Source organism: Gordonia pseudamarae (genome assembly GCF_025273675.1).
GTDB lineage: Bacteria > Actinomycetota > Actinomycetes > Mycobacteriales > Mycobacteriaceae > Gordonia > Gordonia pseudamarae.
The window spans coordinates 3345388-3366278 of record NZ_CP045809.1; the positions used below are offsets into that span (position 1 = coordinate 3345388).

Consider the following 20891-nt stretch of genomic DNA (forward strand, 5'->3'; position numbering starts at 1 on the left):
CCGCCGAACACCGCCGCGGCACACTCCCCCGTTCACCGCACGACCTGGCCTGTGTGCAGGACGCCCCGGGGGTCCAGACGGGCCGCGAGGGCGGCGAGCCAGGCGTAGGTGTCCTCGTCGTAGCAGGTGCGGATCACCGCCGGATCGGCCGAGGCGTTGAAGTTGGCCAGGCTGGTGCCGGTGCTCCACGGCCGCACAGCCGCCAGCAGGTGCGCTGTGGTGGAGGACACCGGCTCGACGCCGTCGGCGGAGCCGTGATCCGGGCCGGGCGGCGGGGCGAGTACCCCGACCGCGTGCAGGTTGAACGCGGCATCACGGTGACCGAACGCACTGCGCACCTTCTGTTCGTCGGCGAACGCACCACCGAGCTGACGCAACTCGACAACGATCAGCTGCGACGCCGATCGCGGCCCGGCGGCGCCGACGATCGCGTCGATCGTCCCGTCGGACACATCGCGCAGCAAGGTGGTGCCCTCGTGTACGGGCATGGGGACGGCCGGATCGGCGTGGATCGCACCGATCGCGGCGTACGGGAGCGGACCGATCGCGTCGAGCAACGGGGTCGCCGCCGCCCTCATCGGCGCCAGCAGGCGCTGGGCGGCGCCATGATCACCGACGGCGGCGAACCGCACCGCGACGGTGAGCCTGCCGGCCAACGCGGGCGGCACACCCGGCATCTCGGGCAGGCGCATCAGTGCCACCGAGGTGCCGGCCTCCCGAGGCAGGTCCGCCGCCCAGTCCCGCCAGGCACGCAGCAGTCCGGATGCCTCGGCGCCGTCGAAATAGACCGCACCGCCGTAGATCTCGGAGATCGGCAGTAGGTCGACGACAACCTCGGTGATGATCCCGAGCGTCGCCTTGCCGCCACGCAGACCCCAGAACAGTTCGGGGTTGACCTCGGCGGACGCGTCCGTGACGGTCCCGTCGCCGGTCACCACCCGCACCGACCGCACGTACCCGGCCGACGATCCGAGCGACCGCACCAGCGGGCCGATCCCGCCGCCGGTAAGAAATCCGACGACACCCACCGTCGTCGAGGACCCGCACACCAGAGCCAGTCCGTGGGGCGCGGCGGCATCGAGCACGGTCTGCACCCGTACGCCCGCGCCGATCCGCGCGGTCCTGGTGGACGGGTCGATCTCGCACACGTCCAGGGCTGCGGTGCGCACCAGGACAGTGTCGGGACCGACCTCGACGCCGCCGTGCCCGGTGGCGAACACCGCCACGCGCAGCCCCGCGTCACCGGCGAACCGGATGACGGCCGCGATGTCGTCGGTGTCGGCGACATCGACGACCGCACACGGGGTGCGTGTGACCGCGAGGTTGAAACCGGTCGTGGCGTATCCCGCGTCGCCGGGACCGTGGACGGCGCCGCCAACGACCGCGCGCAGCGCCGTCAGATCGGGTCGGACGGTGATCGGGCCGATGGTCATGTCAATCTCCTTCAAGGGGTCTGCGAACTGGTGACCACAGCGTCAGGCAGGACTCTTGAGAGACTCTTGGCATCGACTTGGAAAGCCCGGATCTGCCTCTAAACTGTCTCTGTGATGGCAAGCGCGAGCGCGGATTCGGGTACCCGCGCATATGGGGTGCTCGGGCCCCTGCAGGTTCGGAGCGAGGGCACGCCCGTCGATCTCGGCTCTCCCAAGCAGCGGGCGGTTCTCGCCACGCTGATCTTGGCGCGCGGCGCGGTCGTGTCCGTCGACCGATTGGTGGACACGGTGTGGCCCTCGGGCGCACCCGCCGCGGCCACCACCAGCCTGCAGGCCTACATCTCCAATCTGCGCCGGGCCCTGCGGACCGAAGGTTCGGACCCGTCCCCCATCGAGCGGATCGGCAACGGCTACCGGCTCGTGGTGGGCGAGGATCGGGTTGACGTCGCCGACTTCATCCGGCTCGCCGGTGCCGCGCGCACGGCCCGCGACGAGGCGCGCTGGGCGCAGGCCCTCGACGATTCGTCGGCGGCGCTGGCCCTGTGGCGCGGCGAACTGGCCGGCGGCGAACTCGGTGAGGTGGGATGGGCGGCCGCCGAGGCCGCCGCGCTGGCCGAAACCCGCACGGCCGTCGACGACATCCATATCAGCGCCCTGCTCGCCGGCGGCGACGTCGGCGGGGCGTTGAGCGAGATCGCCGCACTCCGTATCCGTGACCCGCTGCGCGAACGCACCGTCTGGTTGCAGATGGTCGCGCTCTATCGCGCCGGCCGGGGCACCGAGGCCCTGGCGGCGTACACCGACTACGCCGCCGTCCTCGACACCGATCTGGGCCTCGACCCGGGCGCCGAACTCGTGGCGTTGCAGGGTGCGGTCCTGCGGCACGACCCGGTGATCGCGGCCTGGCCGCGCCCACCGCACTGGACGGGGTCGGTGGAGGTCAGCGCGCCGGCCGCCGGGGCCGTGACGCAACGATCCGTCGACGACCCCACCCCGCCCGCCGGGCCGCGCTTCATCGGCCGCGCCGAGGAACTGCGGCGATTGCGTGCCGTGGTGTCGGAGGCATCGCCCGACCCACGGTGGATGCTGCTCACCGGACCGCCGGGGATCGGGAAGACCGCCCTCGCCGAGGAGACGGTGCGCATCGCCACCGACCTCCACGGACAGGACACCACGGTGGTGTGGGTGCGGTGCCCGGACACCGAGGGCATCCCCGCCTGGTGGCCGCTTCGGCAGGCGTGCCGCGCGCTCGGCGCCGACCCCGCGCGGGTGCTGTCGGTGCCGGCGGGTTCGGACGCGGACACCGCCCGGTTCACCGTCTACGACCGGGTGCACACGATGCTCGAGCAGGCCGCGGCCGATTCACCGCTGGTCCTCGTGATCGACGACCTGCAGTGGGCCGACCCGATGTCGCTCGGGCTGCTCTCCTACCTGATGTCGGTGCTGCGCGGCAGCGCGATCACCGCCCTCGCCACCGCCCGCGACGGCGAGGGCGGGCCCGACGTCGACAGATTCCGGGCTACGGCCAACAGAACCGGCGCCACCGTGATCGCCGTCCCGCACATGGCCCGCGACGAGGTCGCCGAACTCGTGCGGGCCGTCTCCGACGAACGGATCTCATCGGCCGATCTCGACCTGCTCACCGAGCGGACGGGCGGAAACCCGTTGTTCGTGACCGAGTTCGCCCGGCTCACCCAGGACGGGCGCCGCGACGAGCAGATCCCCGAGGCGATCCGGTCTATCCTCGACCGCCGCCTGAAGTCCTTGGATCCGGCGGTGCTGGAGGTGATCGGCTACGCTGCGGCGATCGGCGAGGGCATCGACGTGCCGCTGCTGGTGACGGTCACCGGGCGCGACCCCGATGACGTCGCGGACTGTCTGGACGAGGCCGTCGACGAGCACATCCTGATCACCCGCGCCGCGCACGATCTCCCCGGCGACCGGCGCACCGCACCCGGTGCCACCCGGTTCGCGCACTCGCTGCTCCGCCAGGGCGCGCTCGGCATGATCCGGCCGCTGCGCCGGGCCAGGATCCACCTGCGGATCGCGCGGGCACTCGCCGACATCGACGGCGGCGATGCGCGGGCGGTACGCGCGGCCCACCTGCTCGACGCGCTCCCGGTCGCCGACCCTGGCGAGGTGGTGGCCGCCTGCCGCGCCGCCGCCGCCGACGCCACCGCCGCCTGGGATTCGGAGAAGGCCGCCTACTGGCTTGACGCCGCGCTGCGGATTGTCGAGTCCTCGCAACGACTCAGTCCGAACATCGCAGAACGCGACGGTCTGCTGGTGGGACTGCTCACCGCGCAGACCCGTGCCGGACAGGTGCAGCAGGCACTGGCCACCGTCGAGACCCGACTGGTCGAGGCGATCGCCGCAGGCTCACCGCGGACACTCGGCGCGCTGGCCGGAATCCTGTTGCGCGCGGGCGGTTCGTGGCCTTGGGTCGGTCCCAACGTCGACAACGAACGGCTCTGCTCGACATTGGAATCGGCACTCGACGCGGTGTCGGGAGACGGTCCGGCGACCGCACGGACACTCGGTGCGCTGGCCGTCGGTCACTGCTACCACCACGACGCATCCGTTCCGGCCGGTCTGCTCGATCGGGCCGATGAGGTGGCCGCCGGTCTCGATGACGACTCGGTGCTCGTCGATGTGCTGATGGCCCGCCTGATCACCTATTCGGGCGTGGCCGAGTACGCGACACTGTCGATCGGGCTCGCCGAACGGATCCGGGCCATACGCGCCGGCATGCGCCCCAGTAGTGATGAAACTGGCTACACCGCAACCGATGTGGATGACGTGATCGTGGATACGGTACTCACCATGTCGACGATGACGCTCGGCGACGTCGCCGAAACCGAACGGCTGGTGCGTCGCGGTATCGTCGGCAGCGAGCGCTTCCGGCTGCCGATCCTGCGCGCCCAGCTGCGCTGGATGGAGACCTCACTCGCGGTGTGGCACGGCGACTTCGAGGTGGCGATGGAGCATTTCCGCACCGCGGTCAAAGTCCAGCAGATGACCGAGCTGTACGTGGCGGGAAGCGACACCGTGGCCATGATCGGGCTGGCCACCGAACGGCATCTGCTCGACGCCGTCATCGAGACCAACGAGCTGGCCGACAAGAATGTGTCCACCCTCGACTGGGCCAGGTCGATCGCCGACGAATTCTCCGACGACCAGATGACGGTGTTGCTGGCCGCGGGTGTCGCGATGATCGCCGACGCGGACGGCGATCACGTTCTCGCCGAACGGATGATCACCGTGTGGTTGTCCGACGAACGGCCGATGGTGTGGACCTCGCTGTGCCAGGCGGTGCTGCTGGCCTATGTCGTCGCCGATCTCCGACTACCGGGTTACGCACGGTATTTCATCGACTACCTCACGCCCTACCGGGGCTGCATCGCCACCCTCGGCCAGATCGGACAGGTCGGCACGGTCGGGCTGGCCCTGGCCAGACTGCACTATCTGGTGGGCGAGGACGAGGAGGGCGACGCGGCCCTGCGCGAGGCACACGAGGTCGCCACCCGCGGCTCGGGTGCGCCGTCGGAGCTGCGGTGCCGCCTGCTCGCCGTCGCACGCACCGCCCCGTCGGCGCGGCGCACCCGCGACCTGGACGACATCCACAACCGGGCAACGCGTCTGGGACTGCCCGATGTGATCGAGGAGGTCACGCGCCTGCGATGAGCCGTGCGCACCTGGCCGCGAGTTCGCGGCGGTCCTCACCGGCCAGTTGGCTCTCGTGCACGGTGACCCGCACGCTCAGGCCCCGCGTGCGCAGCACCCGGCGCAGTGTGTCCCAGGGCGTGTCGTCCCCGATGAACGCGGCCGCCCCGCGATGTCCCGACGCCGTGGCAAACTCCAGCCCGATCGGGAGCACCGGCACACCCGCGTCGATGGCCGCCTGGAAGAACGCCGGGGCGAACGTGCCGATGCTCGTACCGCAGCGGGTGGTTCCCTCCGGGAACACCACCACCGACGCATCGGCCTCCAGCCGCTCGGTCACGGTGCGAACAGTTGCCGGCAACTGCCGCAAGGAGTTCCGCTCGACGCGGATGGTCCCGAAGATCCTGGCCGGCACGGCCGAGACCGGGTCGCATGCGATCTCGGCCTTGGCCACGAAGGAGGCCGGGCTGATCATCGCCACGGCCGGGATGTCGAGATACGAGACGTGGTTGGCCACGACGAGTCCGCGGGTGTGGGAGGCGAACGGCCGGCGGTCGTCGATCACCACGGTCAGCCCGAGCGCCCGCAGCACCCGCCGCGACAGCCCGCGCAGGAACCGCCGGCGCGCCAGGGCCGGCGACACCGCGACCACCGGCCACGCGCAGACCGCCGACAGGATAACCGCGGCCACCCGCAGCACCCGTACGGCCATCCGCATCGTCGACACCCGGTTTCGCTGCTCGTCAATACATTCCGTACCGCACGGACTCAGCGGGTACCACGGATGCAATCCGCTGTCCGGCGCGACGGCCACCCGGCCCGGATCACCGGACCCGACCCGGTCCGGGACCACCGAGAGCGGTGTCACCGGCGACGGGCGAACGGGTGCGGGATCGACCGCCGGCGCCGCCGAACCCATCGTGGTCACCGGCCGCCCGATCCCGCCAGCCGGGTCACCGTGGAGGTGAGTCGGTCGAGATAGCGGCGGGTGGCACCGTCCCGGTCGATGACGGTCAGGAAGTCCCCGACATCGAACACCTCGTCCACCGCCGGCTCCCCACACACCCGGGCACCCAGGCGCAGGTAGCCACGAAGCAACGGCGGCAACGCCGTCTCCGGGTACGGCGCGATGTCGTCGAGTGCCGTGCCGTCGACACGCGGAGGCACCAGCGGTTCTGTCCGCCACGGCGCGAGATGGCGCTCGACGAGCCGATCACGCACCGAACGAAGTTCGGCACCGCGCGGGGCGCCGAGGCTGCCGCGCAACGGAACCGACACCGAACCCATCACATATCGCAGCCCGGTCAGATCGAGGTAGCGCAGCACCGACGCCCACATCAGGGCGGTCACCGAGCCGCTGCGATGGGCCGAGTCCACGCATGCCCGGCCCATCTCGACGGTCCGCGCCGCGATCGGGTCCAGGGCCCGCAGGTCGAATTCGGTAGCCGAGTACCAGCCGCCGGCCGCCGCGGCCCGCACCGGTGCCAGTAGCCGCGCGCAACCGATCACCCCGTCGTCGTCGTGCCGGACGATCAGTTGCTGCGCGAAGTCGTCGAATCGGTCGGCGTCCCGGCCGGTGTCGTGGTCACCGATGCGGTCGGAGAAGCCCGGCTCCTCGCTGAACACCCGGTACCGTAGCCGCTGGGCGGCGACGATGTCGGCCGGGGCGTCGGAGAGCAGCACCCGCACCGGGCCGGCGCTGAGCATCGCGATCGGTTCGCCGGTGGCGGGCGCGCGACCGGCTCCGACCGGCCCCGCTGTCGTGGTCATGACCTGCGTAGTTGTCATGACCCGAATACAAGACCCGTGGCACGACAACCCGGCGACCACGGCCTGTCGCGTCGGGGCGCGGCAGATGAACGTCTGCCGAGGGACTTCAGCCGGCGATCATGTCCCGGAAACGGGAAAGTCCCCCGCCCGCCGAGCGCGGGGCGGGGGACCTCACCGGTGAATCACTGACGAGCCCAAGTATTACTTACGAGCCCAAGTATCACTTACGAGCGTTGACGGCCTCGGTCAGCTGCGGTGCGACGTTGAACAGGTCACCGACGACACCGAAGTCGGAGATCTCGAAGATCGGGGCCTCTTCGTCCTTGTTGACGGCCACGATGGTCTTCGAGGTCTGCATGCCGGCGCGGTGCTGGATGGCGCCCGAGATACCCAGGGCGATGTACAGCTGCGGCGACACGGTCTTGCCGGTCTGACCGACCTGGAACTGACCCGGGTAGTAGCCGGAATCCACAGCCGCACGCGATGCGCCGACGGCGGCACCGAGCGAGTCGGCGAGGGCTTCAACGACGGAGAACTTCTCCGCCGAACCCACACCACGACCGCCGGAGACGACGATCGACGCCTCGGTCAGCTCCGGACGGTCGCCGCCGACATTCGGCTCGGCCTTGACGATCTTGACGGCGTTCTCGGCCTGCTCGGGGACCTCGACGTCGACACGCTCACCGGCACCGGCCTGCGCGACCGCGTCGACAGCACCCGGACGCAGTGAGAACACGGGAACCTCGCCCTTGGCCTGCACCTCGACGGTGAACGAACCACCGAAAATCGAGTGCACGCCCACGCCACCTTCCTTGATGGCGACGACGTCGGCCAGCACACCCGAACCCAGGCGCACCGCGAGACGGCCGGCGATCTCCTTGCCGTCGGTGCTGGAGGCAACGATGATCCCGGCAGGAGAGACCGACTCGGCGATCGAGGCGAGGACGTCAACCTTCGGGCTGATCAGGATGCCGGTGATCGTGTCGGACTCGGCGACGTAGATCTTCTCGGCGCCGGCCTCCTTGAGGGCATCGATGACGCCGTCGGCGGTGCCGGGACCGGCGGCCACGACGGCCGACGGGGTGCCCAGTTCACGGGCGGCGGTGATGAGCTCGCCGGTTGCCTTTTTCAGGCCACCCTCGGCGTCGAGCTCGGCGAGAACGAGTACTTCTGCCATGATTTCTTAACTCCTGGAATGAATGTCGTCGGTTAGGTCTGGATGAATTCTGGTCGAGGAGAACTAGATGATCTTCTGCGAGACCAGGAATTCGACGACCTTGGTACCGCCGTCACCTTCATCGGCGACACGCTCACCGGCCTGCTTCGGCGGCTTCGGAGTGGCGGAGAGAACCTCGCTGCCCGCGTTCGTGGCGCCTACGTCATCACCCTCGACATCGATCTCGGCGAGGCTGACGACCGCGATCTCCTTCTTCTTGGCAGCCATGATGCCCTTGAACGACGGGAAGCGTGCCTCGTTGATCTTCTCGTTGACGCTGACGATGGCCGGCAACTCCCCTTCGAGGGTGAAAATGCCTTCGTCGGTCTCACGCTCACCGGTGACGGTCTCACCCTCGACCTTCAGCGAACGGAGCGATGTCAGGTGCGGGAGCTCCAGGTATTCGGCAATCATCGCCGGAACCGCTCCGACGCGGCCGTCGGTGGCCTCGTTGCCGGCGATGACCAGCTCGACACCCTCGACGGTGCCCAGCGCGCGGGCCAGGACATAGGCGGTCTGGACGGCGTCGGAGCCGTGCAGCGCGTCGTCCTGGATGTGGATGGCCTTGTCCGCGCCCATCGACAGTGCTTTGCGGATCGCGTCGGTCGCGCCGGCGGGGCCTGCGGTCAGTACGGTGACCTCACCGCCGTTGGCCTCTTTGATCTGCAGAGCGGCTTCGACGGCCTTTTCATTGATCTCGTCGATCACGGGATCGATCGAGCGATCCAGCGAGAAGTCATCACTGAGCTGGCGCTCGGAACCGCTGTCGGGAACCTGCTTGATCAGAACCACAATGTTTGTCATGGGTCTACGTCGACCTCCTGCGTCGGTGTCAGCAACTTACCGACGAGTAAGTTGCGTTTGGTCTCACCTACTTTAACGTGCTGGTCCAACACACTGAACACCGACTTCGTCACAGTATCCGCGGGCGCCGGACCGAGAGTCCGGCCAGTACGGCCCGACCTGCCATCGGACCCGAGAGCTCCCCGATACTGTATGGGGTTCGATAAGTCGGCCGGTCATACCCTAGGCTCGGTCAGGTGACCCTTCACCACGAATCGGCAGCACAAGACGCCACGGCGCCGGACACGCAGCTCGCGCTCACCGGTGAGCGCACCGTTCCGGGTATCGCCGAGGAGAACTACTGGTTCCGCCGCCACGAGATCGCCTACACGTCGATCCTGGACGAGTGCCGCGGCAAGACGGTGCTGGAAGCCGGTTCCGGCGAGGGCTACGGCGCATCGATGGTGGCCACGGTCGCCGAATCGGTCATCTGCGTCGACTACGACACCTCCGCCGTCGAACACACCCGCCGCCGGTATCCCGAACTCACCGTCCACCAGGGCAACCTGATCGAACTGCCGATCGCCGACGCGGCCGTCGACATCGTCGTCAACTTCCAGGTCATCGAGCATCTGTGGGATCAGCCGCAGTTCGTCGCCGAATGCCTGCGCGTCCTGCGTCCCGGCGGCAGACTGCTGATCTCCACACCCAACCGGATCACCTTCTCCCCCGGCCGCGACACCCCGCTCAACCCGTTCCATACCCGCGAGCTCAACGCCGCCGAACTCACCGAACTGCTGGTCGACGGCGGTTTCGAGGTCGAGACGATGTTCGGCGTCTACCATGGGGCGGCGCTGATCGCGCTCGATGAGAAGTGGGGCGGGTCGATCATCGACGCCCAGATCGAACGATCGCTGGCGGGCGTGCCGTGGCCGGCCGAGCTGACCGACGACGTCGCCGCCATCGCCACCGACGACTTCGATGTGCTCGACACCACGCGCGGGACCGGCGACATCGACGCCAGCCTCGACCTGTTCGCGGTGGCGGTGCGGCCCTGAACACCACACATGTCCCCGGACAGTTCACCCTGGTGCTGCACTCGCACCTGCCGTGGCTGGCCAACCACGGCCGCTGGCCCGTCGGCGAGGAGTGGCTGTACCAATCGTGGGCGTCGTCGTATCTGCCGGTGTTCGAGGTGCTGCGCGGCCTGGCCGCCGACGGCTACCGCGCCCAGATGTCGCTCGGCATCACCCCGGTGCTCGCCGCCCAACTCGACGACCCGCACTGTCTGTCGTCGATGCACGAATGGCTCGCCGACTGGCAGTTGCGGTCGATGGAGGCCGCCGTGTCCCGCGACGGCGACCGCCGTGAACTCGGCCACCGCGAATACCGCGCGTCGGCGCACGCGCTGCGCGAGTTCGAGACGCAGTGGCGCCACGGTGGCAGCCCGCAGATCCGCGCGCTCATCGACTCCGGCGTCATCGAACTGCTCGGCGGACCGCTTGCACATCCGTTCCAGCCACTGCTCGATCCGCGACTGCGCCGGTTCTCACTACGTGAGGGCCTGGCCGACGCGCACGCCCGCTGGCGATACGATCCGCCCGGGATCTGGGCACCCGAATGCGCGTTCACACCAGGTATGGAACGCGAGTATGCCGCTGCGGGCATCGGGCATTTCATGGTCGACGGCCCCAGCCTGCACGGCGACACCGCGCTCGGTCGGCCCGTCGGCGACACCGACGTCGTCGCATTCGGCCGGGACCTGTCGGTCAGCTACCGCGTATGGTCACCCAAATCCGGTTATCCGGGGCATGCGGTGTATCGCGACTTTCACACCTACGACCACGAGACCGGACTCAAACCGTCCCGGGTCACCGGCCGCACGGTGCCGTCTGATCAGAAGAAGCCGTACGATCCATCGCGCATCGAGTCCGTGCTCGACAAGCACGTCGACGATTTCGTCGGTCACGTCCGGGAGCGGCTGATCGCCGAATCCGCACGCATCGGCCGGCCCGCGCTCGTCATCGCCGCGTTCGACACCGAACTGTTCGGCCACTGGTGGCACGAGGGTCCGATGTGGCTCGACAAGGTGTTGCGCAGGCTGCCCGAGGTCGGCGTGAACGTGGGCACCCTCGCCGGCGCCCGCCGCGCCGGATATGTGGGTGAGCCCGTGAACCTGCCCGCCTCGTCGTGGGGTTCGGGCAAGGACTGGCGGGTGTGGAACGGACCGCAGGTGCAGCACCTGGTGCAACTGAACGCAGAGGTCGTCGAGACCGCGCTCAACACCGTCGACAAACGTCTGGCCGGCATCGGCACCCGGGATCGGGTCGCCGATCAGATCGTCCGCGAGACGCTGATGACGGTGCAGTCGGACTGGCCGTTCATGGTGTCCAAGGACACCGCGGCCGGCTACGCGGTGGACCGGGCGCACAAACACGCCCACGCCACGCGCGAGATCTGTGATGCCGCCGCGCGCGGCAAGGACGAGCAGGCCGCCCGACTGGCCGAGAGCTGGGCGCGGGCCGACAATCTATTCGCCGGGATCGACGCTCGCAGACTGGTGGCGGAAGCACTACTCTCGGGCGAACCGCTGAGGGATCCAGCACTGGGCGATACAACACTGACCGGGGATGCCACCCGCACCTCGGCCGCCGAGACCACGAAAGCGGCCGGCACGGACACTGACGGGGGGACTGCCACATGCGTGTGTTGATGGTGTCGTGGGAGTATCCGCCGGTGATCGTGGGGGGCCTTGGCCGCCATGTGCACCATCTGGCGATCGATCTGGCCGGGATGGGACATGAGGTCACCGTCATCACCCGCCGGCCGTCGGGCACCGACTCGCTGACCCACCCCACCACCGATGAACGGTCCGACGGGGTACGGGTTATCGCGGTCGCCGAGGACCCGCACGAGTTCCGGTTCGGCACCGACATGATGTCGTGGACGCTGGCGATGGGCCATTCGTTCGTCCGGGCGGGCCTGCGTGTCCTGGCGGGCGACCAGGAGACCGCATGGGTGCCCGATGTGGTGCACGCCCACGACTGGCTCGTCGCGCACCCGGCCATCACCCTCGCCGAGTTCTTCGACGTACCGCTGGTGGCCACCATCCACGCCACCGAGGCGGGCCGGCACAGCGGCTGGGTCAGCGGATCGACCAACCGGCAGGTCCACTCGGTCGAATGGTGGCTGGCCAACGAGGCAGACGCCCTCATCACCTGCTCGGAGTCGATGCGCGACGAGGTCAACCGGCTGTTCGGTCCCGAGGAGATCCAGGTCATCCATAACGGCATCGACGTCGACACCTGGCCGTTCGCGCCGCGCCCGCAGACCGCCGGTCCGGCCGAATTGCTGTTCGCCGGGCGCCTCGAGTATGAGAAGGGCGTGCAGGATTTGCTCGCCGCACTGCCGCGGGTACGCCGCACCCATCCCGGCACTACCCTGACTATTGCGGGCACCGGCACCCAGCTCGACTGGCTGATGGAGACCGCCCGCAAACACAAGGTGACCCGGTCGGTGCGGTTCGTCGGCGCCCTCGATCACAACGCACTGGTCGCCGCGATGCAGCGGTGCGCCGCGATCGTGCTGCCGAGCCGCTACGAACCGTTCGGTATCGTCGCCCTCGAGGCGGCCGCCACCGGCATTCCGCTGGTCGTGTCCACCGCGGGTGGACTCGGTGAGGCCGTCGACGACGGTATGAGCGGCTTCACCTTCCAACCCGCCGACGTCGCCGGCATCGCCACCGCCATCCGCAAGACCCTCGACGACCCGGCCGCCGCCGCCGTGCGCGCCCGCCGCGCCCGCGACCGCCTCACCGAGGACTTCTCCTGGCGTGAGGTGGCCGAGCGCACCGAAGGCGTCTACCTGGCCGCCAAACGCCGCGTCCGCCACGCCTACGGTCGCCCGACGATCATCGAACGCCCCCTCCCCGAACGCGACCCCGGCAAGTAGCGACAAACTTCTGGCGATATAGCACCTGGCTCGGGCATATGCCCGTGCGGGGAGCTATATCGCCAGACGTTTGTCACCGGTCAGTAGGCTGCGGTCATGCGCAGTCCGATTTTCGACCAGAAACACCAGGTGGTCCAGTCCCACGAACGTTGGGCATTGCAGTCCGAACGGATGCTGCGTGTCGGGTTCGGGCCCGACGCGCTGGCCGCCAAGGGTGCGATGGTGGCCTACAACGGGGTCATGGACTTCAGCCATGAGGGCGCGGGCAGCATGACCAACTTCCTCAAACGCGCCGTCACCAACGAGGGCGGCAGCCTGATGCGGGTGAGCGGTCAGGGCGAGGTGTTTTTCGCCCGCAACGCCGCGCACGTATTCACGATGGACCTTGAGGGCGACGCCATCACCATCAACACGTCGAGTCTGCTCGCATTCGACGCGACGTTGCAGTGGAACATCACCACCATCGGCAACGCCGGGATGCTGGCGGGCGGGTTGTTCAACCTGCAGGTCTCCGGACACGGCACCGTGGGCGTCACCAGTGAGGGTCCGCCGCTGATCCTGGACTGCTCCCGGCAGCCCACCTACGTCGACCCGCAGGCCGCGATCTGCTGGTCGGCCAATCTCAACCCGACCATCAAGAACGATTTCAAGATGGGTTCGCTCATCGGCCGCGGCTCGGGTGAATCGTTCCAGCTCGCGTTCCAAGGTCCGGGTTTCGTCGTGATCCAGCCGAGCGAGGGCAGGCCGTTCCGCGGGGCGTGACCCACCGGCGAGCACGCCCCGGCACAAGGTGTCAGCCCTCCGATACGGCTTTCGCCTCGGCGGCGGCCTTCTTGCGTTCGATGTCGGCGAGGGCGCGTTCGAGTTCGGCGCGCTGCTCGGCGTTGGCGGCCCACGCCTCGTTGCGGTTCTTGACCACCTTGGCCGGTGCGCCGACGGCGATCGAGTAGTCCGGGATCACACCTTTGACCACCGAGTGCGCGCCCAGTACGCAACCACGGCCAACGATGGTGTTTCGCAGCACCGACACCTTGGCCGCGACCCACGTGTCGGGGCCGATCCGCACGGGGCCCTTCACGATGCCCTGGTCCTTGATCGGCATGTTGATGTTGTCGGTGACGTGGTCGAAGTCGCAGATGTAGCACCAGTCCGCGATCAGTGTCGATCCGCCGAACTCGATGTCGAGGTAGGCGTTGACGACGTTGTTGCAGCCGAACACCGTCTTGTCGCCGATACGCAGGCTGCCCTCGTGGCAGCGGATCGAGTTGCCGTCACCGATGTGCACCCACCGGCCGATCTCCATCCGCGACATCTCCGGTGTGGCGTGGATTTCCACGTCCTTACCCAGGAACACCATGCCGCGCAGCACCACGTGGGGGTTGGCGAGCCGGAATTTGGCCAGCCGGAAGTAGCGCACCAGGTACCAGGGCGTGTACGCCTTGTTGCGCAGCACCCAGCGCAGCGAGTCGAGGGTCAGGAAGCGCACTTGGGCCGGGTCGCGGCGCCGACCGGCCTTCCAGCGGGAACGGTAGGAGGCATTCCACATGGTGGTCATGAGGACAAACATTAACCGAGCGCAAAATCGCACACGATAGGCTCTGGAGGTTGGGTGCCGGCGGTACCCGACGATCCGAGAGACGACGGTGATGGGAGCGGGATGCCTGCAGCGGCCGGGGCGCATCAGCCCGGGGCGAACTCAGCGACGGGGTATGCCGGCCGGCGGCGGCGGGCCGGAACCGGATTCGCGCTGCTGACGACGCTCGTCATGCTGGCGGTGTCGGCCTGTTCCGACGGCCACACCGACGTGCGGTCGGTGTCGGCGTGGGGCTGGTCGGGTTACGGCGGCAGTTCGGCCAACGCGAATTTCGCGTACCCGCAGATCCCCGACGATCTGGAACTGCGCTGGTCACGTCCCACCGGTGGTCCCATCACCGCACCGCTGTCGATCTCGGGCAACGGCAACATCGGGGTCACCGCCACCACCTCCAACGGCTGCAATCTGTTTGTGTTCGACCCGCGACAGGGCCGCAAGAACTACTGCAAACGGATGCAGGACGGTGCCGCCACCAACACTCTGCTCGTCGACCAGTACGACCAGCCGTACGTGGGTGAGAAGGGCCTGTTCATCGCGTTCAACGCGGGCGGCGCGATCCGCTGGCGGGTCCCGACGATCGGTATCCCGCGCTCGGCCAGGTTCGCCGACCGCGGTGTGGTGCTGGTGGCCACCACGCAGGGGCAGGTACTGCTGCTCAACTCGCAGACCGGCGATCAGGTGGCTCCCGAACTGCGGCTGCGCGAGGACGTCGATCTCGACGATCCGGCTTTCGGTTACGGCGACTGCATCACCGACGGCCCGCAGTGCCCGGTCCCGGCACCTCCGGCCGTCGATGCCGGCCGTCAGCGCGCCTACCTGAACGTGTGGCCGTCCGGTGCGGACGCGTCGGCGCTGGTGGCACTCGACTACGGCGAGAAGGACGGCAAACGTGCGATCGGCCAGGCGTGGTCGTCGCCGATCCCCGGCGGCATGGTCGGTCCGCCCACGCTGTCCGCCGACGGCAGCCGTGTCTACGCCGTCTCCGCACCCGGCAAGCTGGTGGCCGTCGACACCACCACCGGCGACATCGTGTGGACACACGATCTCGGCGAGCACGGTTTTGCCACGCTCAGCGTCTCCCCCGACGGCCTGATCATTCCCACCGGTTCGGTCGGTGCCCCGCTCACGTTGCTCCGCGACACCGGCGACTCGGCCGAACAGGTGTGGCAGCGCACCGATCTGGCCGTGGTCAGTCTGTCCACGCTCACCGCGCAGGACACCGCCTGGACCGTTGTGCGCGACGCCGGGAAGGACTCGCTGTCACTGACGCAGGTGTCGGTGGCCGACGGCCGGACACTCACGACGATCCCGATGCCGGGCTCGAAGGGCTTTGCCACCGGTGTGGCGGTGTCGGCGGCCGGGCAGGTCGCCACGGCCACCCACATCGGCGAGGTCTATCTGTTCGATTCCGCCCGCAACCGCTACTGATCCCCTTCGCCGCAGACAAGGCGGCACCGGTCCGAAGCAACGCCAGGCCGAAGCAACAGCGGACCGAAGCAACACAAAAGCCGGTGCACCACCTTCACTGCGGTGCACCGGCCTCGGGATCATGCTCCGGCGCACACCACTGTGTGCCCGGTGAACGCGGATCTAGGAGCTGTGCCGCCCACCCTCGTTCGGGACTTCGTACTCAACGGTCGGACCATCAGCCACACCCGGCACAACCGCCCAACTCTGCGTCACCGCATCATCACCGGCATAATCGGCCTGCGGCTTACCCACACCGACCCCGGCCGCGGCATGCGCCTGCGCCCGCTCAGCCCGATTCTGCGCCTTGATCTCATCCTCCTGCGCCATCGACCGCACAATCGCCTCCTGCGCATTCGGCGGCAACGTATGCAACATCTCATGCACCCGCGCACGATGCCGAATCGCCGCCTGCCGCTCCGGCATACCCGGATTCGGCTGCACCTGCGGAATGATCTCCGTGAAATCATCCTTCGTACCACCACCGGAAATACCCGCAGCCTGCATCGCCGCCTCCGCAGCCGCCACCGCCTCGTCCTTCTCCTCCGACATACCGATCGGACCAAACCGATCACCGGACAAGAACTGCTTCACCACCGGCTGCTCCGACGTCAACAACTGCTCACGCGGACCAAACATCACCAACTCCTTCCGGAACAACATCCCAATATTGTCCGGAATCGTCCGCGCGATATTGATATTGTGCGTCACAATCAAAATCGTCGCATCAATCGTCGCATTGATATCGATCAACAACTGCGAAATATAAGCCGTACGCACCGGATCCAAACCCGAATCCGGCTCATCACACAAAATGATCTGCGGATCCAACACCAACGCCCGCGCCAAGCCGGCACGCTTACGCATACCACCGGAAATCTCACCCGGCAGCTTATCCTCCGCCCCCAACAGACCGACCATGTCGACCTTCTCCATCACGATCCGACGAACCTCGTCCTCCTTCTTCTTCGTATGCTCACGAAGAGGGAACGCGATATTGTCATACAACGACATCGAACCGAACAGCGCACCATCCTGAAACAGCACACCGAACAACTTACGAATCTCGTACAACTCCTTCGCCGAACACTGCGTGATATCAGTGCCATCGATGACCACCGACCCCTGCTCCGGATGCAGCAGACCGATCAACGTCTTCAAAAACACCGACTTACCCGTACCCGAAGGCCCCAACAACGCACTGACCTCACCCGTCGGCAACGTCAACGTCACATCACGCCAAATATTCTGCGACCCGAACGACTTGGTAAGCCCCTCGACACTGACCTCTACACCCACTGCATCCTCCAGACATGTGGCGCCCCCCACGTTCGCGACGGCCGAAACGGCCCGATCGCCCAGGAGGCACTTGTGGTTGGGGTGCCGCGGCGGACACCGTCAGGTGGTCGCCCGGCACCGCGTGTGAAACGCTGGCCGACACATCTCATCACAGATGACCGATGAGACGACGGACGTCAGGATGGTACACACCACTCCTTAGTCTATTTGTGCTGTCGACCACAGGGACAAACTACCCTAATTCGATCCATGCCGGTACCCTTGCCCGCCGATCGGCCCACCGATGCCCTGACCTCGATGTCCGCACGCACGTCAGGTCGGCGCCCGGCCGGTCAGAGGGACCAAATGCTCAACCGCCCAACGGTTCCGCCACCCTATAGTCGATACCGTGGCATCTAATTCGAAATCAGAATTGGGGGTTGGGTCCCCGTCGGAGCGCGGGGAGCGACGCGGTCGCAAGTCGATCCAGACCCGCACCCGAATCCTGGATGCCACCGCGAAGGTGCTCAGCACGAAGGGCTACGCGGGCACCCATCTGCGCGATGTCGCCGAAGTCGCGGGCGTACGCGCGACCGCTATCTACTACTATTTCGACTCCCGCGACGCGCTCGTCGAGGAGGTTCTGTGGTGGGGCCTTGCCGATCTACGCCGGCATGTCCGCGACACCCTGGACGCGGCCGGCCCCTGCGACAACCGCATCGACCGCATCATGATGGCGGTCGACGCCCATCTGCGCCGCGAACTCGAGGTGTCCGACTACACGACGGCCTCGATTCGCAACACCGCGCAGATCCCCGAGCATCTGCGCACACGGGCCGGCAAGGAGGCCGCCGACTACGGCAGGATGTGGCACCAGCTCATCGAGGACGCGGCCCACGAGGGCGAGATCCGGTCGGACATGGATCTTTTTGTGGTGCGGATGCTGCTGCTCGGCTCCCTGAATTGGGCCGCCGAATGGCACCGCGCCGACCTCGTTCCGGTGGCCACCGTCGTGACGTCCGCACAGGCCCTGATCAGGCAGGCGCTGACGGCACCTCATGCGGCTCAGCAGACCGTGGCCACGCTCGGTTAACGTAAGACAGATGGCAACCACCGCATCTCGCGACGCGTACCTCAGGATCGGCCTGGAGATCCTCGCCTCCGACGGTTACGGCGCGCTCAAGCAGTCCGAGGTGTGTCGGCGGATGGGTGTGACCACCGGCTCGTTCTACCATTTCTTTCGCAACTGGGCCGACTACACCAGCGCGCTGCCGGACTACTGGTTCACCACGCACACCCAGAGCCATCTCGGTCCGCTGCTCGCCGAACCCGACGCCGACGTCGCACTCGACGCGCTCATCTCGTACGGCCTGATGCTGCCGCATGGGGCCGAGGGCGCCATCCGCTCGTGGAGTTCGGCCGATCCCGCGGTCCGACGCGTCGTGGAGGTTGCCGACCAGCTTCGTTACGACGTCGTCCACAACATCGTCGGCCGGGTGCTCGATCCCGAGGCCGGTGCGCGCTACGCGCACTGGGCGCTCCTCATCATCATCGGCTACGAGCAGACAACCCTGTCGGTCGATCTCGACACCCTCCGGTGGACGGCGGCGCAGTGGGTCGAATCCATCTCCAGGGAACGCGCCTCGGTGTCGACGGAGCGGACGGCCGCGGGGGTGCCCACGGAGCGGACCGCCGCGGGTTGACCGGCGACGGTCCGCTCGTGATCTCCCGGGCCTGTGCGGGCAGGGTGCGCCGCCCGCGTGTCAGGCCGGTAACAGGTAGCTGGGCATGTCGGCCACCGAGTCGCCGATGAGCCCGAGCCAGTTGAACGGCAGGTGGTACACGAAGCAGAGGGTGACCATGCAGAATCCGAGCACCGCGAAGTTGCGCACCCAGCCTCGCAGTTCCGGCCGCCAGTGCACGAGTCCGGATTCGATCGGCGAGAGACCCTCGGGATGGTCCTCGGCTTCCATCCGCATCCAGGTGAACACGCACCCGACGAAGGCGACCAGGATCGACTCGTAGATCGGGAACTGGTGCACCTCACCGGCCCACAGCGTGAGCGGCTCGTAGGTGTTGGCGAAGGCGTAGGCGTGGGTGGTGCGGATGACCACGTTCTCCACGATGAAGTCGAAGAGGAACTCGAACACGAAGATCCCGACGAACAAGGTGACCTTGCTGATGTAGGGCCAGCGGCGCCGGACTTTCTTGGCGTGATAGCAGGCGACGATCGCCACGCCCGCGCAGAAGTAGACGTACATCGGCGGGCCCCAGATCAGTGACTCCGCGTACTGCGTGGGCGCGTCCGAACCGTGGAACGGCAGGAATTTCACCCAGACACCCATGTTGATGTTCTCACTGTTCCAGGCGAACAGGTACTTCTGCACGTTCAGGAAGGCATCGGCGACGAAGCAGATCAGACCGCCGATGACGAACCGGCCGTCGAGGCTGAGCCTCCCGGTTTGGCGGACCGGTTTGATCACCGAGTACCAGAGGAACAGCAGCAGCACGATAAGGCTGATCACTTCGAAGACCCGGAGGGCGATCAGCCGCCAGGTCTCCATTTCGTCTGGCCCGATCTTGGGTGCGGGGGTGAACTGGTCCGACCCGACCCACCTGGCCACCACGACGACGCACAGCGCGAACCAGACGAGTCCGATTGACGCGAGGAAGGTCGTCGAGCCGCGTCGCTGCAGTGGTGGCACATCCGGTACCGCGGGTAACACCGAGGTGTCGTCCACGCAACGTTCGTTGACACTGGTCACTTTCTGATTCCTCACTCCCGTTCGGGTGGCCGAGGCCGCCCCATCCCAGATTCACTGTGTGATCCGGCACACTATAACTCAACTTATGGTAGATTCTGAAACCAGATTAAAGTTCCCAATGGGAGGAAGCGATGAAACCGGAATCCCCTGAAGTACTCAACGCGCAGGTCAGCGAGGTTGGCCAGTGGCTGGCCACCGGGCTGACCTTTGCACTGGCGTTAGCGGCAATCTGCTTCGTCGCGCGGATCTGCATCCGCGAGAAGATCATCTGGCCGGCGATCCTGACGGTGTCCGGCGGACTGGCCGCCCTGATGGAACCGTTGTTCGATCACCTCTACGGCCTGGTGTTCCCCCGAGGCGGACAGTGGCACCTGTACACGACGTTCGGCAGCGCGCAGCCGGTGTGGGTCCCCGCGGCGTACGTCGCCTTCTACGGCGGCGCGTCGGTCATCATCGCGCGCACCATCGCCCGGTACCCGAGCATGCGCACGGTGTGGCGCATGTATTTCGCCGTCGTGGCCATGGCACTGATCGCCGAGATCACCTACATCAGCGTGCTCGAGGTGTACGGCTATCCGGGTGAGCACCCCTTCAAGGTTCTCGGCTATCCGATGTTCCTGGCTTTCACCAACGCGATGTCGGCGGTCGTCGGCGGGATCATCGCCAGTCGTCTCGTGCCGTTGCTGCGCGGCGCGTCGCAGCTGTACCTCGTTCTCCTGATACCGAGTTGCTTCGCCTACGGCCTGTTCGGCGGCGGCATCATCTATCTGTCGATCCGTACGGCATCGGAGAACCCGCCGATGTGGGCGCTCTACCTCGGCGCACTCACCGTCGCCGGCGTGATCGCCTGGACAATCGCCATGCTCGGCAAACACCTCGTCGAAGGGCAGCCGCCGCGCGATCCGTCGCTGCGCCCACACCCCTCGGCGGCCGACCGGGAGTTCGCCGTCGCCGGCTGAACGAGCCCGCCT

At 67.5% G+C, this 20891-nt stretch carries 17 protein-coding genes; 9 read left to right on the plus strand and 8 right to left on the minus strand.

Annotated features, from left to right (window positions below):
• Positions 1 to 32 precede the first annotated feature (32 nt).
• Positions 33 to 1433 carry an FAD-binding oxidoreductase gene (locus tag GII31_RS14785; RefSeq protein WP_213244177.1) on the minus strand — a complete coding sequence of 467 codons (1401 nt, stop codon included), beginning with the start codon at positions 1431 to 1433 and terminating at the stop codon, positions 33 to 35.
• Between the two features lie 114 nt (positions 1434 to 1547).
• On the opposite strand from GII31_RS14785, the gene GII31_RS14790 reads away from it, so the two are divergent.
• Entirely contained in the window at positions 1548 to 5117 is a 3570-nt protein-coding gene (locus GII31_RS14790) for a BTAD domain-containing putative transcriptional regulator (protein ID WP_213244178.1), read from the plus strand.
• Here the strand turns inward: GII31_RS14790 and GII31_RS14795 are convergent.
• The 4 genes from GII31_RS14795 to GII31_RS14810 all read right to left on the minus strand — a co-directional run bounded on the left by GII31_RS14795 (position 5101) and on the right by GII31_RS14810 (position 8886).
• Positions 5101 to 6015, minus strand: a complete 915-nt coding sequence (locus tag GII31_RS14795) for a lysophospholipid acyltransferase family protein (RefSeq protein WP_213250479.1) — start codon at positions 6013 to 6015, stop codon at positions 5101 to 5103. The genes GII31_RS14790 and GII31_RS14795 overlap by 17 nt on opposite strands.
• 5 nt (positions 6016 to 6020) lie before the next feature.
• Positions 6021 to 6866, minus strand: coding sequence for a GNAT family N-acetyltransferase (locus tag GII31_RS14800; protein WP_407649827.1), 846 nt, complete (start codon positions 6864 to 6866; stop codon positions 6021 to 6023).
• A 220-nt stretch (positions 6867 to 7086) separates the two neighbouring features.
• Entirely contained in the window at positions 7087 to 8043 is a 957-nt protein-coding gene (locus GII31_RS14805) for an electron transfer flavoprotein subunit alpha/FixB family protein (protein WP_213244180.1), read from the minus strand.
• A 63-nt stretch (positions 8044 to 8106) separates the two neighbouring features.
• Positions 8107 to 8886, minus strand: coding sequence for an electron transfer flavoprotein subunit beta/FixA family protein (locus tag GII31_RS14810; RefSeq protein WP_213244181.1), 780 nt, complete (start codon positions 8884 to 8886; stop codon positions 8107 to 8109).
• A 236-nt stretch (positions 8887 to 9122) separates the two neighbouring features.
• Between GII31_RS14810 and GII31_RS14815 the strand changes: the two genes are divergently transcribed.
• The 4 genes from GII31_RS14815 (at position 9123) to GII31_RS14830 (ending at position 13578) form a co-directional block, all read left to right on the plus strand.
• On the plus strand, positions 9123 to 9923 hold the full coding sequence (locus GII31_RS14815) for a class I SAM-dependent methyltransferase (RefSeq protein ID WP_213244182.1): 801 nt from the start codon (positions 9123 to 9125) through the stop codon (positions 9921 to 9923).
• Between the two features lie 32 nt (positions 9924 to 9955).
• Positions 9956 to 11578 carry a 1,4-alpha-glucan branching protein domain-containing protein gene (locus GII31_RS14820; RefSeq protein WP_246221890.1) on the plus strand — a complete coding sequence of 541 codons (1623 nt, stop codon included), beginning with the start codon at positions 9956 to 9958 and terminating at the stop codon, positions 11576 to 11578.
• Positions 11566 to 12816 (plus strand): glycosyltransferase family 4 protein, encoded by a 1251-nt coding sequence (locus GII31_RS14825; protein WP_213244183.1) that lies wholly within the window; start codon positions 11566 to 11568, stop codon positions 12814 to 12816. Before GII31_RS14820 ends, GII31_RS14825 begins: the two co-directional genes overlap by 13 nt.
• A 96-nt stretch (positions 12817 to 12912) precedes the next feature.
• Positions 12913 to 13578 carry an AIM24 family protein gene (locus GII31_RS14830; protein ID WP_213244184.1) on the plus strand — a complete coding sequence of 222 codons (666 nt, stop codon included), beginning with the start codon at positions 12913 to 12915 and terminating at the stop codon, positions 13576 to 13578.
• A 31-nt stretch (positions 13579 to 13609) separates the two neighbouring features.
• Here GII31_RS14830 and GII31_RS14835 read toward each other — a convergent pair whose 3' ends face one another.
• A complete protein-coding gene (locus GII31_RS14835; RefSeq protein WP_213244185.1) occupies positions 13610 to 14371 on the minus strand; it encodes an acyltransferase in 762 nt (253 codons plus the stop codon).
• A gap of 102 nt (positions 14372 to 14473) precedes the next feature.
• On the opposite strand from GII31_RS14835, the gene GII31_RS14840 reads away from it, so the two are divergent.
• Positions 14474 to 15838: an outer membrane protein assembly factor BamB family protein gene (locus GII31_RS14840; protein ID WP_213244186.1), complete on the plus strand. Its 1365-nt coding sequence runs from the start codon at positions 14474 to 14476 to the stop codon at positions 15836 to 15838.
• A 162-nt stretch (positions 15839 to 16000) separates the two neighbouring features.
• Here GII31_RS14840 and GII31_RS14845 read toward each other — a convergent pair whose 3' ends face one another.
• Entirely contained in the window at positions 16001 to 17176 is a 1176-nt protein-coding gene (locus GII31_RS14845) for an ABC transporter ATP-binding protein (protein ID WP_213244187.1), read from the minus strand.
• Between the two features lie 388 nt (positions 17177 to 17564).
• Here GII31_RS14845 and GII31_RS14850 point away from each other — a divergent pair, with 388 nt between their 5' ends.
• Together GII31_RS14850 and GII31_RS14855 are read left to right on the plus strand one after the other, a co-directional pair.
• Complete coding sequence (locus GII31_RS14850) at positions 17565 to 18248, plus strand: TetR/AcrR family transcriptional regulator (RefSeq protein ID WP_260840007.1); 684 nt, start codon at positions 17565 to 17567, stop codon at positions 18246 to 18248.
• A gap of 10 nt (positions 18249 to 18258) precedes the next feature.
• Entirely contained in the window at positions 18259 to 18858 is a 600-nt protein-coding gene (locus tag GII31_RS14855; protein ID WP_213244188.1) for a TetR/AcrR family transcriptional regulator, read from the plus strand.
• A gap of 60 nt (positions 18859 to 18918) precedes the next feature.
• Here GII31_RS14855 and GII31_RS14860 read toward each other — a convergent pair whose 3' ends face one another.
• Positions 18919 to 19920: a spirocyclase AveC family protein gene (locus tag GII31_RS14860; RefSeq protein ID WP_246221892.1), complete on the minus strand. Its 1002-nt coding sequence runs from the start codon at positions 19918 to 19920 to the stop codon at positions 18919 to 18921.
• A 131-nt stretch (positions 19921 to 20051) separates the two neighbouring features.
• On the opposite strand from GII31_RS14860, the gene GII31_RS14865 reads away from it, so the two are divergent.
• A complete protein-coding gene (locus tag GII31_RS14865; RefSeq protein ID WP_213244189.1) occupies positions 20052 to 20879 on the plus strand; it encodes a hypothetical protein in 828 nt (275 codons plus the stop codon).
• Positions 20880 to 20891: the final 12 nt, after the last annotated feature.